The sequence below is a fragment of the Pseudomonas sp. AGC41 genome, assembly GCF_057334555.1.
Map to the genome: position 1 here is coordinate 15,382 of NZ_JBHFJB010000136.1, position 17,034 is coordinate 32,415.

A 17,034-nucleotide genomic window follows, 5' to 3' on the forward strand; every position below is an offset into this window, starting at 1 on the left:
GAGGAGGTTTCGTCAGCCGACAACGAATGTCGGGTTGGCCGACCGCTATCGCGGGCAAGCTCCTACATGAGGTTGGTCGCTGGATCATTGCTTGATGGGTGTCAGGCCTTTGTCGCGGAAGGTGTCCATGAGCCAATATCCAGGGCTTTCACAATTGCGCCTCGCCCGATGGTTCGCCCTCGGCAGCAGCGGGTTGCTGATGGTCACGAGTAAACCCGCACTGGCCGAGGCGCCTCTACAGTTCCAGGCCGAGTTCATGCGCCAGGCGCCGGGCCAGCCGATTGATGTCGGAGCCTCGGCACTGAGCGTGCTCAATGTCGACAACGATTTGGTTCCCGGTCGCTACCGGGTCGAGATTCAGGTCAATCTCGCGCCGTTCGACGAACGTGAAATCGAGTTCACGTCAGGACCGGACGGCCTGGTCGCCTGTTTGTCCGGGTCGTTGCTGCAGGAAATGGGACTCAAAAGCAGCAGCCTGGCCGAGCCCAGTTCCCTGCAACAGAAGTGCGTCGACCTGGCCGCCCTGGTGCCTGGAGCCCAGGCCGATTTCGACGGCAGCCGCCTACTGCTGTCCATTTCCATCCCGCAGATCGCCATGCGCCGCGACGTGGCGGGCCATGTCGACCCGGCCCGCTGGGACCACGGTATCAATGCTGCCTTCATCAGCTATCAGGCCTCGGCGCAGCAGAGTTCGGGACGTGGCAGGAACTCGGACAACAGCCAGGACCTGTACCTGAACAGCGGTGTGAACCTGGGTCACTGGCGCCTGCGCAGCAATCAGTCGCTGCGCGAGGATGAAAACGGCAAGCGCGACTGGAGCCGCGCCTACGCCTACGCCCAACGGGACCTGCCGGGGCTGCAGGCCAATCTGACACTGGGCGAAACCTTTACCGGCAGCGACGTGTTTCGCAGTCTGCCGTTCAAAGGCGCGTTGGTAGCCTCCGATCTGGGCATGTTGCCCGATGTGATGCAAGGCTACGCGCCGGTGATCCGCGGCGTAGCACAGACCCGGGCCAAGCTAGAAATCCTGCAGAACGGCTACCCCATCTACTCCACCTATGTAAGCCCCGGCCCTTACGTCATCGACGATCTGGGCATTGCCGGCGGCGGTGGTGAACTGGAAGTGGTATTGACCGAGGCGGATGGCCAAGTCAACCGCTACACCCAACCTTACGCGACCCTCGGCAACCTGTTGCGCGAAGGCGTCTGGCGCTACAGCGCGGCGCTGGGGCGCTACAACGGCGCCGAACACCTGGACAGCCCACCGCTGTGGCAAGCCACCCTGGCTCGCGGTGGTTTCTGGAACAGCACGCTTTATGGTGGACTGCTCGGCAGTGATTTCTATCGCGCCATTACTCTTGGCGCGGCGCGGGATTTCGGCAGCCTGGGCGCCGTTTCCGTGGATATGACCCAATCCGCGGCCGAGATCGACTCTGCATCCCACGCCGACATTAGCGGCAGCAGCCTTTCCGCTCGCTACGGTAAATCCTTCGCCAGCCGCACCAACCTGCGCTTCGCCGGCTATCGTTATTCCACCGAAGGCTATCGGGATTTCGACGAAGCCGTCAATCAGCGTAATCGCTCGACGAACTTTCGCGGCGGCCGCCGCAGCCGGCTGGAAGCCTCGGTGTACCAGAACATCGGCAGTCGCAGCGCCGTCAGCCTGACCCTCAGCCAGGATGATTACTGGAACAGCAACTACCAGCGGCGCCAGTATCAACTGCAGTTCAATACGCAGTACCGGGGTGTCAGCTATAACCTGTTCGCCTCCCAGTCGCTCAACGCCAAGAACAACAGCAACCGCTTGTTGGGCTTGAGCGTCTCCATGCCGCTGGGCTTCGGCCACGCTAATACGGCCACGTTCGATTTCCACAAAGAGGCGGGCCGCAACCGCCAGCGCGCCAGTCTCAACGGCAGTATCGATCAGGGCCGCCTGAACTATCAGGCGTCACTCAGCAACGCCGCCGGAGGGCAGCAATCAGGCGCCTTGTCATTGGGTTATCAGGGGCCTTTCGCCGCCGTCGGTGGCGGTTACACCCAGGCGCGGGACTACAACAGCCTTTCCCTCAACGCCAGCGGCGCGGCGTTGCTGCATGCCGACGGCGTCGAGTTCGGTCCTTATCTGGGGGAAACGTCCGCGTTGGTCGAGGTGGGCGATATACCTGGTATCGGCATTGCCAACACCACTTCGGTGCGCACCAATTCCCGTGGCTACGCGCTGGTTCCGCAACTGCGCCCCTACCGGGTCAACTCGCTGTCGTTGGAAACCGACCAACTGGGGCCGGACATCGAGATCGACAACGGCACGACGCAGGTAGTGCCGCGCCGGGGTGCGGTGGTCAAGGCCCAGTTCAGCGCCCGGCCCGTGACGCGCCTGGTGATCACCGGGCTACAACCCGACGGCAAGCCCTTGCCCTTTGGCGCTCAGATCAGTGATCGCGATGGCAAGGTGCTCGGCGTGGTCGGCCCGGCAGGACAAGCGCTGATCGCCACCGACAAGCAAGTGCAAACGCTGGACGTGCGCTTTGGCGGCCAACACTGTCAATTGGCGGTCGAACCCAGCGCCATTGAGCAGGACCAAGGCTATCGTTTGCAAACGCTGACCTGCCGTCTGCCTGCCGCCTCACTCCCCGTCCAGGAAATCGATGTATGAATCCCCTACGCCCCTTGTTCGCCAGTCTCGGTCTGCTCGCCATCAGCCCTTTATGCCTTGCGGCCCCCTCCAATGGATGCGCATGGAGGAACAACGTTCCCGGCCCAGTGAGCTACACCATCGACATGGGCAGCGTTTGGGTGCCGCGCGATGCACCACTCATGACGCCGATCGGCAAAGTCGATATCTTTAGGTCCACGCCGAGCGCCGAGGGTAAGGTTCTGGTATGCGACCATGACGGCACTCCCGGCGTGCGCTTGAGCGCCCGGATAATGGCCAACGCGCCAGCGTATGATGATCAGATACTGCAAACGAGTGTGCCGGGCGTAGGGATAAAAATCACGCTGGAGCATCCATTCGATGGCCGAGCGTCCAACTCATTCGTCCCCATCGGCCCGCCTGTCGTGCCTTTTGACAGTCATATTGAAAACCATACCGGTTCCGCCAATCTTGAAATGGCCCGTCTGCTCAGTCGGATCACCCTGGTCAAGATCGGAGACATAGCACCCGGACCTCAGATATTCGACAGCAGGACTATTTTCTCCGCCATGGTTTCGGACGTCGGCCTGGCGTTCAACGCAAGCCTGGCCGGCACCATCCTCCAAGCTCAGTGCACGATATCCAGCCGCCTGGTCAGCGCCGATCCGGTGCAGCTGGGAGATGACTGGAATGTCGCGGATTTCACCGGGCCAGGTTTTTTCACGCCCGCCGTGCCTTTTCAGATCCACCTCAACAGTTGCAGCGATGACCCGAACGCCAGCGTCGCGCGCGCGCACATTCGACTGGAGGGAACGCTTGGCTCGCAACCCATCGAACCCTTGCGTGGGATCTTCAGCCTCACAGGCGACTCCAGCGCCGAGGGCGTAGGCATCCAGGTATTGATGGACGATGGGACTACTCCGGTGGCACTCGACAGCGACGTGCCGATCAGGTCCATCCCAGCGGCCGGCTCGACCGTACTGCCCTTTACCGCACGTTATTATCAAACCGGCGAAAGGGTCACCCAAGGGCAGGCCAAGGGCGCGTTGAACTTCACCATCACCTATCAATGAGCCAGAAGGGAGCAACTTTCGGCTAACGACGGTTGGCTCCCGGTTGCTCAAACAAGCGTCAATTGCAATGACGGGGTACTGGGAGTTGCCAGCGGCGGCCAACTGTTGCCGCCATCGAAACTGATGTAAACCTTGCCTGCCAGGACGCTTCCAATACTGAGCAAATCAAGGAACGCTTTCGAAATGACCACGTTTCCGCTCATGCCGATACCCTCATTGATTTCCTCCTCAGTGACCGGACGCTTGTCGAGCGCAGTAAACAGCCTCTCCTCTCCACCAACGGCCGCCGTGATATTTATCATCAGCCACTGATCAGTGGTCATCATCACCCAGTAGTCGAGGGCCAACTCGGCCCCCCCAGGCGGCACGTCCACAAGTGGCAACTGGTTCCCCCTGGCCTGGCGGCATTGAACGGTCGGAAACACAGTTGCGGATAAGGTCTGAATTTTCAACCGACGAGTGTCGGACGGCCATTCCTTGCCATTGCCGTCGATAACGCCATAGCTGACGGACAAGGTTTTGCCGATATGGGCCGCAACGGAGCTCATGGGAATTGCATAGCAGCGCGGGTCCGAACTGACCGGCGCTTCCACCTTGCAGGCCCCAACAGTGCCAGGCTCACCCCACTGAACCCAGACCTGCTCCCCCGGATGGATGACGGCGTCCGGCGGTATGTTCACGAAGCCTCCAGTCTTGGCCTCCAGTGGATCGAGCGCTTGCTCCTCCCCCGTGCCGCTGGCGTTCTCGACAGAGGGCCAGGGCAGCGAGCGTGGGATAGGCGTGGCGGCGACCTCGATCGCGGCGGGGTCGGAAATCAGACTCTCATTACCTGCACGATCCCAGGCGCGATAGCTGACATATCGCCAACCATCTCCACGCTCACGAATCAGATCGCCAGGAACGGTGATCACAAACGAATCGGGGTTGTCAGGGTCGATATCCACCTTTCCCCCCTGATTCAACTCACTTGGACGCTCCCCCCAGTACCAGATAATGTGATCCCCAGGCCTGGGCTCAGTGTGACGCGGGATACCTGCCAGCACCTGATCGTTGTTTTCTGGATCGGCAAGGTAGGCAGCGCTGATGTGGTTGGGAGGAAGGACTTCGGAAGGGAAGATCAACTTGCTATCGGCAGCGAGTGTTGGAGGGCTTTTATCCACGGTAACCGTAAACGGATGTGATCGGTCCGGCGTGCCCACAAAGTTGGTCATGATGAAGCTAAGCGTATGCGTCCCGGACGGCAACCGGTCGGCACTGATCGGTACGTAATAATCATCCAGGTCCATGGGCAGATCCCATTCCCGGGACCCGATGATATTGCTCTCGTCATCATCCAGAAAAACATCGACCTGTTCGGTCCACGGACCGTCCGGCGGATCGCCGCCGTCGTACCAGGGCTTGAGCATGACCTTCAGCGGATTGTCCGGGTCGCTCCAGGCCGAACGATGCAGCAAGTTTCGCTCGCCACCATCAACATCCGCCAACGGTGCGGGCTCGGTCCAGGGGGCAGTCATTGTGGGAGGGGGCTTGGTGGACTTGGTCGATGACATTGTTCATGTCCTCCATCGCTGAATATCAACCCCCAGCCCAAGGCCGGGGAGGAATCCTGATGAACACTCGAATGCCACAAGGGGAGCATGCCGAAGTCAGATTCGGCATGCCGACACTACCTACCAGAGGTAGCGCACGCCCACATTGGCACCCCACGGTTGTTCGATTTTGCTGCCACTGCTGTAGTCGAAGTCGGCATGAATCGAAACCTTGTCGGTCACGGTCATGGCAACACCAGTACCCAATTCACCACGGGAACCCGAAAGGTCGTTGTTGAACCGGTTGTTGTTGACCCGCACGTCATTGTTGTTGGCAAATTCGTGCACATAAGCCGCACGAATGTAGGGCTGCACTACTTTGTCGCCCCAAGTGAAATCGCGTCCTACGGTCGCACCGGCCTTGGCCAACAGAGAATGTGACCGGCTGCCTTCGGCAGAGAGACCATTAGCCAGCTTGTAGTCCTTGTCCTCGATAATCACACCAGACAATTGGGTGAAGGGCTCAACGAAATAATCGTCCGCCAACTTGATATGCCGGCCAAACTCCAAGGAGCCACCGACGCCGTGGCTGTCGTAGTCCCCCTTGGTTTTCTCGCCGTCGCTCAGTTGCACGTCGGATTCGTTCTGGAAGCGGTTGAACTTGAGCACGCCGTCGAAGTAATAGCCGCTCTGCTCATCCAGCCAGGTGGTATAGGCACCCAAATAGTAGCTGTTGATCGTTGCGCTGGTACCGCGGCTCAAGTCAAGGTCGGACTTGCTGAAGCCACCCAACACACCTACCAACCACTGACCGTCGCCCACCGGCAACGGCGCATCCGCGCCAAACGACAAGCCTTGCTGGACTTGCTGGTAAGCGACACCGGAATTTGCGCTGACATTGAACTTGTTGCCGTAGGCACGAATCCAGCCACCGCTCTGAACAGGGTTCATGCGCACTTCACCCATGCGGCTGCGCAAGGTGCTGAGTTCGCCATACCAGACGGTTGGGGCTGCGTTGAACAGCGCGATCACCGAGCGGGTGCCCGGGCTGATCGTGCGCGCGAGGGTATTGAGGTACCAGGCGTCATTGCCTTGTTTGATCAAATCGTAGGAGTAAGCCCCCAGGTCTACTTCGCCACCGGCCAGGGCGAATGTCGCGTCACCGCTGCCGATTTTCACCACCGCAATGGACCCGGCGCCCACGGGTTCCGAACCACTGGCGTCGATCGCGATGGTGTGATTGCCGGTAGCCTCGCCAGTCACAGTCAACGTATCGACCTGGCCGGTCTTGAAATCGGTGTGCATGTAGAACGTACCGCCATCACCCGACAGAGTGCCTACGTTCAGCTTGAAGAACTCACCAGGGTTGCCGAACTGGACAGCGCCGCCATTCATGACCAGGTTCTCGACCTCGCCGTCGCCGACCATGATCCAACGGGCACTGCTGTTGATGCCCAGGTCCTGGACATTTTTCAGGTTTCCGGTCAGGGTCGCGGCGTTCTCCAGCAGCACATTGGCGGTACTGCTGTCGTCGGCGACGATATCGCCGACCAGTGCGCTGCCGCTGACATTCAAATTACCCTCGGCACCACGGCGAACATCCATCAGGATGCCATTGCTGGCCGACAGCGTGGAACCGTTGGCCACTGAGATGTTGGCGGTGCTGGCCCCCAGGCCCAAGGTATCGACAACGATCGCCGAGCCGTTGAGGCCTTCGACATGGGTACCGTCCAGGGTCAAGTTCGCGGGGGCGTTCACGAGGCTATCCCCGCCAATTTCGATCCCGTTCCTCGCCCCGGAAATCGTGCTGCCAATAGCCGTGGCAGTCCCTCCGAACAGTCGCAGGCCGGCAGCATTGGCACCCGTGCCCACCACGGTTGATCGCACCAGTGTTACCTCGCTCAAACCGGTGACCGAAACGCCCGTCGTCCCGCCGATGATGGTGCTGTCGCTCACTGTCGCGGTGGAACCCTGGGTAGCCGTGGAATCGCGACTGACCGCCAGGCCTATCCGGTCACTGGTGATGGTACTGTTGCCGCTGATGTTGGCCCGACCGGCATTCAGCAGAACGCCATTGGCGTTTGTTGCATTCACATCGGTGCCGTTGAGGTTCAGGGTTGAATTATTAACGGTGATGTCGCGGGCCTCGGCGCCATCGGCATTCAATGTCGACTCGCCGTTCAACACGTAATTATCGGAGGCTGTAGTGCTATCGATGGACAGGATTTCCCCGGGTGTCAGAACCCGCGCGTGCCCCATCTCGGCGATCAGCAACAAGGGTGGAATAGACAGCAGTTTCAAGGCACGGAACAACGGATGCAGCTTGAATAACTTAGGCGAGGACATACAGGCACCCTGTGACAATGGAATTCAGAAGGCCGCGCAGACTACAGAACGCCGGCACCATGGTATGTAGGACTATTCTGAATTAACCCACTTATACGATGAAGCAAACTGTAGGAACTCACTCGCGCACCTCACGCCTGTCAGTTAAGTGAGTATCTAGCCAAGGAGCAGGGGCATCTCTGTCGATGGCTGTGCAACAACCTTTTTGGATTGCTGCATAGCCTGCGGGGGCAAACGCCCTCGCCACAGGGTCCGTGCCGCCCATGAGTCCTCGTATGCGGCTGGGGGCGCGCCTGCTCAAGGATTCGCCGGCGGTGGTACGTTGCAAGTCCCCGGGCCCTGCGACATCGCCACCCTGGTATTGGTGGGCGTTTCTTGAAAAGGTTTTCCCGTGATTTTGTAACTCACTTCACCCTTGCCTATTTGGGCAGTGCTTTGCCAAGTGGGCAGAACATGATCGTCGTAGGGTTCGATGAGCCAGACAATCCCGTTGTCCGCCTGATCTTGGGTGATATCGCTGAACGTGTGCGTCTTATCGGCGGCGGGAACGTGAACCGGGTTAGCGAAGTCGGTGTAGGCCTTCCATTGCACCTCGACCGTATCACCCTGTTTCAAATAGGCGCTCGGCGGAATCAGATACTCGATGCCAAAGGTTGTACCTTCCGTATCCCAGCGCAGTGAGAGGCAGGTCACGATACCGCTTGTGTTGGTGTGTTGAGGGATGGCCTCCGGCAAGTCTTGGACCAGGAAGTCGATCTTGACCGAGGTGCGTTGCTTAGGCTCTTGCGGGTTTGCATGAGCCGAGTTGGTCAATACGTACCAGACCGGCATGGCCGCATCCGGGCCTTCGCCGCGGATGACGTCCCAATCAAGATCAATCTCGATGACGTCCCCCACCTTGTCAATGGAGGGGTCGATCACATAGGAGTCTCCGATGGACGTCCCGTTCCACAGGACTTGATAGATATCACCGTCGGCCAGTGGGTCGACCAGTTTGATCTTGGCCTTGATCTCGCCGTCTTCGTCGCTTGCCTCCAGCTCATTGTCAACACCCGACTCCCCCACGACCGTGACCATTTCCAGTAGGCCGTTGCCGGGTTCCGGCTCTGGGTTGATCGGCCCAGGGCCTGAAAAGTTACATTGAACGGTGGCTGGAGTTGATGCATAAGGTTCCACCCCCCGCAGCACCGTATAGCAAAGTGACGTAGACATCACGCCTGTCGTGGCACTACCGTATTCGCTCCAGAGAGTCGCCCAAGGCACGGGGATGTTGATTCCGCCCAACGGGTTGCTGCCTAGAGGCGTACCCGGCGTGACTTCCTTGGTGCCCCATTTAACAACGACGATATCGGTGGACTTGCCATTGGTAACACGAGGCACATTGACGAGCACGTTCCCGTCGACAAGGTCCGAGCGCAGCAACTCGCCACCCGTGGCATCCGCCGCCGTGGGCGGGTTCAATGGCGCAACAGGCAGGGGGCCGAGAGCGACCGACATGAGTCCATATAGAGACACCGGGCTCGGATTGCCGGCCTTGTCGAGCAGTACGTAGCCACCACAGCCAAGGCCATCTCCGGCGTCAAGGAAGTGTTGTTTGGGAATTCGCACGATCCTGCTCCCGTTCGGGTCAATGGGGTCAGGACCTTCGAAAGGAATAAGCGCAGGATCTTCGGGCAGCTCGTCCTTTACCCAGGCGTACAAGATTTGCACGTCGCCCTGATCGCCCGTCCAAGACGGAATGGTCGCTTCCAGGTAATCATTTGTATCGAAAGTTGCATCGGTGATGGGTGGCGTGACGGTGAATACCATTTTGCTTGGAGGGACCGCACCGTTGGGCGGGGTCTTGTCGATGTAGATGTTCGTTCGCGCGGAATGGTCGGGAACGCCAACGAAGTTCTCATGCTCGTATCGCAGGTCAAAAGCACCTTCGTGCTCCGGGTCCAGCAAATAACTACTGGGAATACTGAAAACCAGCGGTTCCCATGTACTGCCTCCCGTAAAAGAATGCTCCTCAAGCGTCAGCCATTCATTACTTTTTGCTCGCGCAATTTGCAGTCGGAAATACTCCGTATCTCCGTCAGGTATATCGTTACCCCAGGTCGCAATGGTTGTCGTTAAGCCTGTATCAAGATGATCTCTGCAGATAAGCCCCACCGGCAACCCGGATAGGGGGTCAGGCTTCACAACCGGATCCTGGACCACAAACCGCCCAGGTCCGCCGGATGCGCTTTCATTTGAGGTCAACTGCTCTTTTTTATCTGGACCAGCCATGTTGTCGCTCTCCGTATTCATACCTGGAAGCCATGGCTACCCATGGCGCTTCAGCTCGAAAAGCAGACCGATGATTTGCGGGCACTGCCCAGACGCTTCCCGTCGTTCTGCACTGGAGGGAAGTAGGCGCTTTTTTTTAATAGGCCGTAACTGTCAGAGTTGACAGGTGGCTATCTGCACAGCGGGGCTTTATCGGCTCAGCACCACTCCAACCAACACCGCCACCTCAAGCAGCTCAAGCAACGCCCCAGCCGTATCCCCGGTGCAGCCCCCGAGCCTGCGCAGCATCATTCCTCGCAGGCCGACGAATACCGCGAAGGCAACCGCCAATGCACTAGCGGCCGCCGATCCCGCCACCAGCACGCAGATCAACGCACACGCCACCAACACCCACCAGCCCGCGCGCCGGGGCAAATGATCTGCCAGCGCCTGACCCAACCCACCGGCCCGCACGTACGGTGTGGTAAGGAACAAGCCCAGCAACGCCGCACGCCCCAGCACCGGCACGATGAACAAGAGCAACGTTTGCCCCTGTTCGATCAATGCCACCAGCGCGACGAACTTGAGCAGCAGCACCAGCATCAGGGTGACCACCGCGATCGGTCCGCTGCGCGGGTCCTTCATGATCAGCAGCGTGCGCTCGCGATCACCGAAACCACCGAGCCAGGCATCCGCGCTGTCGGCCAGGCCATCGAGGTGCAGGCCGCCGCTGAGCAGCACCCATGCGGTCAGCAACAGTGCGGCGTGGAGCAGCAGCGGCGCGCCCAACAACAACGCATTGAGTAACCACAGTACGGCGCCGAACAACAGCCCCACCAACGGATAGAACAGCAGTGAACGGCCGAGCTGTTCAGGCTCGGGCATGCCGGGTAGGCGCACCGGCAAGCTGCTGAGAAATTGCACGGCGATCCAGAAGGGCAACATGATCAGACCGCCTCTGCGAGGACTGGACCGGACGCCACCAAAAGAGAAAACAGCGCGCCGTGGGCGACTTCGACATTGAGCAAGTGCTCGCGCGGCAGGCCGCGGGCGCGGGCCAGCAGCAACCGCATCACGCCGCCATGGCTGACCAGCAGGATGCGCTGGCCGGCGTAGGCCTGATGCAAACGTTCGAGCGCCGCCAGCACTCGAACCGAAAACTCGAGCACCGGCTCGCCTTCTGGCGGCGTGAAGCCGTAGGGATCGGCCCAGAACCGCCCCAGCGCCTCGGCGTCAGTCTCCATCAATGCCGCCGCGCTGCGGCCTTCCCAGGCGCCGAAATGCAATTCCTGCAGGTCCTTGTCCAGGTGCACCGGCAAGCCCAGTCGCGCACCCAGCTGTTCAGCAAAACGCGCACAGCGCTGCAAGGGCGAACTCACCAGCCGATCCCACGGCCCGCCCGCTGCGACCGCCGCGTGCATCTGTTCCCAGCCTCGGGCCGTCAGGGCGTCGTCGAGACTGCCGCGCAGTCCGCCGCCCAGTTCGGTCTCGCCATGGCGCAGCAGGTCCAGGCGCAGGGTCATGCGGGGCGATCCGCCACGGCCGCTTCGGCGAAGGTTGCCATCTGCCCGTGGAGGTCACAGGCCAGGCGCAACAACGGCACCGCGAGCGCCGCCCCGCTGCCCTCGCCCAGGCGCAAGCCGAGGTCCAGCAGCGGTTCGGCAGCGAGGGTTTCCAGCACGTGGCGGTGTCCCGGTTCGGCGCCACGGTGGGCGAACAACAACCAGGGCCGGCACGCCGGATTGAGCCGCACTGCCACCAGGGCCGCGACGCTGCAGATGAAGCCATCGACCAGCACGGCGATGCCTTGTTGGGCACAGGCCAGATAGGCGCCGACCAACGCGGCGATTTCGAACCCGCCAATGTTGCACAGCGTTTGCAGCGGGTCGCCGTTCGACGCACCGTGCACGGCCAGGGCGCGTTCGATGACCACGGTCTTGCGGCTGACACCCGCCGCATCCAACCCCGTCCCTGGCCCGACCAGATGCGCCACCGGGCAATCGAGCAAGGCACAGGCCAGCGCGCTGGCCGCCGTGGTGTTGCCGATGCCCATCTCGCCACCGATGAACAGTTGCGTGCCGCTGGCCACTGCGCGCATGACGCTGTCGCGCCCGGCTTGCAGGGCTTGCTCGCCCTGGGCCAGGGTCATGGCCGGGCCCTGGAGGAAATTGGCGGTGCCCGGGCCGACCCGCAGATGGCGCACGCCGGGCAAGTCCAGCGAAGGCGTCACGGTGCCCAGGTCGACGACCTCCAGGCAAGCGCCCAACTGCCGCGCGAGCACACTGATGGCCGCGCCACCGCTGACAAAGTTGAGCAGCATCTGCCCGGTGACTTCCTGGGGATAGGCCGAGACGCCTTCGGCCACCACGCCGTGATCGCCGGCAAAAATCGCGATCCACAGCTGTTCAAGGCTCGGCTTGACCTGCCCTTGCAAGCCCGCCAGTTGCACCGCCACCGACTCCAGGCGCCCGAGGGAGCCGGCCGGTTTGGTCAGTTGTTGTTGCCGCGCCGTGGCTTGCTCCAGCACTTGGCTATCAACAGGCTTGCACGGGTCCAGCCACCAGCGGTGATTCATAACGCAGTACCTTTGAGGGTCAGGGGCAGGCCGGCAACGGTCAGCACGACGCGCTGGCAACGTTCGGCCAAGGCTTGATGCAGCCAACCGGCTTCATCGACGTAACGGCGAGTCAACTCGCCCAGCGGCACGACACCCAGGCCGGTCTCGTTGCTGACCAGAATGATTTCACCGGGCAGCGCGCCGAGGCAGTCCAGCAGGGCTTCGCGTTCGGTAGCCAGTCGCTCGGCATCGTCGAGCATCAACAGGTTGGTCAGCCAGAGGGTCAGGCAATCCACCAGCAGGCAGCGCTCGCTCGCGGCGGTATCACGCAGCACCTGCGCCAGCGCCAGCGGCTCCTCCACCAATGCCCAATCGGCCGGGCGCCGGGCGCGATGCTGGGCGACACGCTGGTTCATCTCGCCGTCCAGGGGTTGGCTGGTGGCAATGTAGGTCACCGCCAGATTGGTGCCGGCGGCGAGTTTTTCAGCCAGGCGACTCTTGCCGGAGCGGGCGCCGCCGAGGATCAGTTGCAGCATGGGTCATTACCTTTCAAAGAGGCGGTGTCGGTGCTCGCGAAGGGGCCCTTTTTCAGCCACCTCAAATCCCACAGAGTTCACGCAACACCCCGGTATCCAGATGCCGCTCCACCAGATCCGCCAACCGCTCGATATCCCTCTCGCGCAACCCGTAGTAATCCACCGCTTGCACATCCTGCACACCCGCCCAGCGCAGCAACGCGCTGCTCGCCGCTGGCGTTTCAAACAGCCCATGCAAATAGGTGCCGAAAATCTGCCCGTCGAGGCTCCGCGCACCGTCGCAACGGCCGCCGTCCAACGTCACCGCAGGGTTTTCCAGGGCCGGGCCAGTGGTCACACCGGCATGGATTTCATAGCCGCTGACCTCGGCATCCTCCAGGGCCAACCGCCCGCGCACATTGCGCAACTGCTTCTCGCGTTCCAGCGTCGTTTCGAAATCCAGCAGGCCCAGCCCGGCACTCGAACCGGCCGCGCCTTCCAGCCCCAGCGGATCGTGGACCTGGCGGCCAAGCATCTGCAAACCGCCACAAATCCCCAGCAGTTTTCCGCCGTAGCGCAGATGCCGATTGATTGCCGTCTCCCAGCCGTTGGCGCGCAGGTAGGCCAGGTCGCTGCGCACGCTTTTCGAACCGGGCAGGATGATCAGGTCGGCCGGCGGGATGGCCTGGCCGGGGCCGATGAATTGCAGATCGACCTGCGGGTGCAGGCGCAGCGGATCAAAATCGGTATGGTTGCTGATGCGCGGCAACACCGGCACCACTACCTTGAGTACCTGTTCGGCCTTGTCGGCCTGGCGCTGATCGAGACCGTCCTCGGCTTCCAGATGCAAGTCCAGCACATAGGGCAACACGCCAATCACCGGTTTGCCGGTGCGCGCTTCGAGCCAGTCCAGGCCGGGTTGCAGCAACGCCAGGTCGCCACGAAAACGGTTGATGATGAAACCTTTGACCCGCGCCTGTTCGCTGGGCGAAAGCAATTCCAGGGTGCCGACCAGATGGGCGAATACGCCGCCGCGATTGATGTCGGCGATCAGCAGCACCGGACAATCGACGGCCTCGGCAAACCCCATATTGGCGATGTCGCCGGCACGCAGGTTGATCTCCGCCGGAGACCCCGCGCCCTCGACCATGACCAGCGGATACGCCGCACGCAAACGCTCATGGGAAGCCAGCACCGCTTGCATCGCGATGGCCTTGTAATCGTGATACGCCACGGCATTCATGCTGGTCACGGCGCGGCCATGGATGATGACCTGGGCACCGGTGTCGCTGTTGGGCTTGAGCAGCACCGGGTTCATGTCGGTATGCGGTTGCAGCCCACAGGCCTGGGCCTGGACCGCCTGGGCCCGGCCGATTTCGCCGCCGTCGGCGGTCACCGCGCTGTTGAGCGCCATGTTCTGCGGCTTGAACGGCACCACGCTCACGCCCTGGCGCCTGACCCAGCGGCACAGCGCCGTGACCAGGGTGCTTTTGCCGGCATCGGAGGTGGTGCCCTGTACCATCAAGGTGGTCATTGAATGTCCTTGGCGTAGGCCTCGAAAGCCTGTTCGAGGCGCAGGAATTCTGCGTCATCGGCCGGCAGCCCGAAGCGCAGGCTGTTGGTGTTGCTGAACAGCCGCAGGAGAATGCCGCGATGGGCCATGAATTCATAAAGGGCCCGGGCGTGCTCGGTCACCAGCCACTGGAACAATCCGCAGCCACCGTGGGGCTTGAAGCCGTGGTGTTCGAGCAGCAGCGCCAGGCGCTGGCTGGTTTCCTCGCAACGCTGGCGCTGGCGAACATGTGCCTCGGTATCCAACAGGCACGCCTGGCCCAACACCCGCGTCGGCCCGCTGACGGCCCACGGCCCGACCTGCTCGGCGAGCAGCTTGAGCAAGCGTCGCTCGGCCAGGACGAACCCGAGGCGAACCCCGGCCAGGCCGAAAAACTTGCCGAACGAGCGCAGCACGATCAACCCGACCTGATGGGCATAGGCGGCGAGGCTCAGCTGCGGGGTGATATCCATGAACGCTTCGTCCACGACCAGCCAGCCACCTCGCTGGGCCAGCCGCGCATGCCAATCCAGCAGGCGTTCGGGGTCCAGGCTCAGGCCCGTGGGATTGTTCGGGTTGACCACCACCAGCACGTCGAGGCTGTCGAGGAAAAAATCCACTTCCGCTTCCAGCACTTCGCGCACGATGTAGCCGCTGCGGCGCCAGGCTTCGGCGTGCTCGGCGTAACACGGCGACAAGACCCCGACCTTGCCCGCTCGGCGCAGGCGCGGCAGCAGCTGGATGGCCATTTGCGAACCGGCCACCGGCAGCACATGCGTCGCTTCGTAATAGTCGCAAGCGGCCTGTTCCAGACCATCGTCGGTCTCCGGCAGGCGCGCCCAGGCGCGCAATGGAATCGCCGGGATCTCGAACGGCCAGGGCGCGAGGCCACTGGACAGGTCGAGCCAGTCAGCCTCGGCAATCCCGTACTGCCGGGCGGCGTTGCGCAGTCGTCCACCATGCTCAAGCATAAAACTCGGCTCCGAGGCAGAGAATCAGCAGCCATAACCATACGCCGCGTTGCACCAATTGCCAGCCTCGGTCAATCGAATCGGCACTGGCCGGCACGCCCTCGCCCAATGGCGGGCGTTGATGCAGTTCGCCGTGATACACCGCCGCCCCCCCCAGCTCCACGCCCAGCGCGCCGGCACCGGCGGCCATCACCGGCCCGGCATTCGGGCTGTCCCAGGTCGGGCCTTGGCTGCGCCAGCATTTGAGCGCCAGGCGGGTCTTGCCGAGCACGGCGTAGGTCAACGCCACCAGGCGCGCGGGGATGTAATTGAGCAGGTCGTCGATCTTCGCCGCCGCCCAGCCGAAACGCTCGAAGCGCTCGTTGCGATAGCCCCACATGGCGTCGAGGGTATTGCTCAATCGATACAACACCACGCCGGGCGCACCGGCCACGGCGAACCAGAACAACGCGGCGAAGACCGCGTCGCTGCCGTTTTCCAGCACCGACTCAGTGGCGGCGCGGGCGACGGCGGTTTCGTCCAGCTCGGCGGTTTCGCGGCTGACCAGATAACCGACGCGTCGACGCGCCTCGTCCAGGTCACCGCTGCGCAGCGCCCGGGCCACCGGCTCGACATGCTCGCCGAGACTGCGCAGGCCGAGGGCGCAGTACAACGCCAGGATCTCCACCAGCCAGCCAATCATCGGTGCCCAGGACAGGGCCGTGGCGAGCAAGGTCAGCGGCACCACGGCGATCACCCACGCCGTCACACCGTGGCTGCGCCAGCCACGCCCGCCGGCGTTGAAACGTTGTTCGATGCGCTCGGCAAAGCCACCGAACGCCACCAGCGGATGCCAACGCCGGGGCTCACCCAGCAGCGCATCCAGCGCCACCGCGGCGGCACTGAGCAACGCTACGCTCATGGGCGCACTCCCCAGTGGTTTTCATAAAGCAATTCAGTGAGCGGGCGCGGTTGCGCCCAGCCTTCCAGGGCCAGCATCGGCGCCGGGTAGAAGCCTTCGACCGGGCCCAGGCACAGGACCGCCAACGGCTTGGCCCCGGCGGGCAGGCCCAGCAGGTCAGCCAGGGCCTGGGGTTCGAACAGCGACACCCAACCCATCCCCAGCCCTTCGACGCGGGCCGCCAGCCACAGGTTCTGGATGGCGCAGGACAGCGAGGCCAGGTCCATTTCCGGCAAGGTCCGGCGACCGAAGACATGCCGCTCGCGATCGTCCATCAATGCCGCCACCAGTACCTCGGCGCAGTCGTTGATGCCTTCGACCTTGAGCTGCATGAATTCATCGCTGCGCTCGCCCAGGGCTTCGGCGGTACGAATGCGTTCCTCTTCCACCAGGCGCTGGACCTGCCCACGCAAGGCGCGGTCGCTGATGCGGATGAAGCGCCACGGTTGCATCAGCCCGACGCTAGGCGCCTGGTGCGCGGCTTCCAGCAAACGACGCAACAACGCCGGTTCGACGGTGCCACCGGTGAAATGGCGCATGTCGCGGCGTTCGGCGATGGCGCGGTAGACGGCTTCGCGTTCGGCCGGGGTAAAAGCGTTGTCAGTCATGACGGCTTCGCGAGCAGGCTCGCTCCCACATTTGAATCGCGGTCCCCTGTGGGAGCGAGCC

The 17,034-nt window shown here is 62.2% G+C and carries 13 protein-coding genes; 2 read left to right on the top strand and 11 right to left on the bottom strand.

Annotated features, from left to right (window positions below):
* Positions 1 to 199 precede the first annotated feature (199 nt).
* Both ACE04F_RS21995 and ACE04F_RS22000 read left to right on the top strand, forming a co-directional pair.
* Positions 200 to 2,653 carry a fimbria/pilus outer membrane usher protein gene (locus ACE04F_RS21995; protein ID WP_486110003.1) on the top strand — a complete coding sequence of 818 codons (2,454 nt, stop codon included), beginning with the start codon at positions 200 to 202 and terminating at the stop codon, positions 2,651 to 2,653.
* 107 nt (positions 2,654 to 2,760) lie between these two features.
* Entirely contained in the window at positions 2,761 to 3,705 is a 945-nt protein-coding gene (locus tag ACE04F_RS22000) for a fimbrial protein (protein WP_486109910.1), read from the top strand.
* A gap of 47 nt (positions 3,706 to 3,752) precedes the next feature.
* Here ACE04F_RS22000 and ACE04F_RS22005 read toward each other — a convergent pair whose 3' ends face one another.
* The 11 genes from ACE04F_RS22005 to bluB all read right to left on the bottom strand — a co-directional run bounded on the left by ACE04F_RS22005 (position 3,753) and on the right by bluB (position 16,973).
* Positions 3,753 to 5,255: a hypothetical protein gene (locus ACE04F_RS22005; protein WP_486109911.1), complete on the bottom strand. Its 1,503-nt coding sequence runs from the start codon at positions 5,253 to 5,255 to the stop codon at positions 3,753 to 3,755.
* A gap of 120 nt (positions 5,256 to 5,375) precedes the next feature.
* Positions 5,376 to 7,580, bottom strand: a complete 2,205-nt coding sequence (locus tag ACE04F_RS22010; RefSeq protein WP_486109912.1) for an autotransporter outer membrane beta-barrel domain-containing protein — start codon at positions 7,578 to 7,580, stop codon at positions 5,376 to 5,378.
* Positions 7,581 to 7,877: 297 nt separating this feature from the next.
* The gene (locus ACE04F_RS22015; RefSeq protein WP_486109913.1) at positions 7,878 to 9,851 is read right to left on the bottom strand and encodes a hypothetical protein; all 1,974 of its coding nucleotides are present in this window, start codon (positions 9,849 to 9,851) and stop codon (positions 7,878 to 7,880) included.
* 189 nt (positions 9,852 to 10,040) lie between these two features.
* Positions 10,041 to 10,775 (bottom strand): adenosylcobinamide-GDP ribazoletransferase, encoded by a 735-nt coding sequence (locus ACE04F_RS22020; RefSeq protein WP_486109914.1) that lies wholly within the window; start codon positions 10,773 to 10,775, stop codon positions 10,041 to 10,043.
* Between the two features lie 2 nt (positions 10,776 to 10,777).
* The gene (gene cobC, locus ACE04F_RS22025; RefSeq protein WP_486109915.1) at positions 10,778 to 11,353 is read right to left on the bottom strand and encodes an alpha-ribazole phosphatase family protein; all 576 of its coding nucleotides are present in this window, start codon (positions 11,351 to 11,353) and stop codon (positions 10,778 to 10,780) included.
* Entirely contained in the window at positions 11,350 to 12,405 is a 1,056-nt protein-coding gene (cobT, locus tag ACE04F_RS22030) for a nicotinate-nucleotide--dimethylbenzimidazole phosphoribosyltransferase (protein ID WP_486109916.1), read from the bottom strand. The genes cobC and cobT overlap by 4 nt, the downstream gene beginning before the upstream one ends.
* Complete coding sequence (gene cobU / locus ACE04F_RS22035) at positions 12,402 to 12,923, bottom strand: bifunctional adenosylcobinamide kinase/adenosylcobinamide-phosphate guanylyltransferase (RefSeq protein ID WP_486109917.1); 522 nt, start codon at positions 12,921 to 12,923, stop codon at positions 12,402 to 12,404. Before cobU ends, cobT begins: the two co-directional genes overlap by 4 nt.
* 61 nt (positions 12,924 to 12,984) lie before the next feature.
* A complete protein-coding gene (locus tag ACE04F_RS22040; protein WP_486109918.1) occupies positions 12,985 to 14,436 on the bottom strand; it encodes a cobyric acid synthase in 1,452 nt (483 codons plus the stop codon).
* On the bottom strand, positions 14,433 to 15,425 hold the full coding sequence (gene cobD, locus ACE04F_RS22045; protein WP_486109919.1) for a threonine-phosphate decarboxylase CobD: 993 nt from the start codon (positions 15,423 to 15,425) through the stop codon (positions 14,433 to 14,435). The genes ACE04F_RS22040 and cobD overlap by 4 nt, the downstream gene beginning before the upstream one ends.
* On the bottom strand, positions 15,418 to 16,326 hold the full coding sequence (gene cbiB, locus ACE04F_RS22050; RefSeq protein WP_486109920.1) for an adenosylcobinamide-phosphate synthase CbiB: 909 nt from the start codon (positions 16,324 to 16,326) through the stop codon (positions 15,418 to 15,420). The genes cobD and cbiB overlap by 8 nt, the downstream gene beginning before the upstream one ends.
* Positions 16,323 to 16,973: a 5,6-dimethylbenzimidazole synthase gene (gene bluB, locus ACE04F_RS22055; RefSeq protein WP_486109921.1), complete on the bottom strand. Its 651-nt coding sequence runs from the start codon at positions 16,971 to 16,973 to the stop codon at positions 16,323 to 16,325. The genes cbiB and bluB overlap by 4 nt, the downstream gene beginning before the upstream one ends.
* Between the last annotated feature and the right edge of the window lie 61 nt (positions 16,974 to 17,034).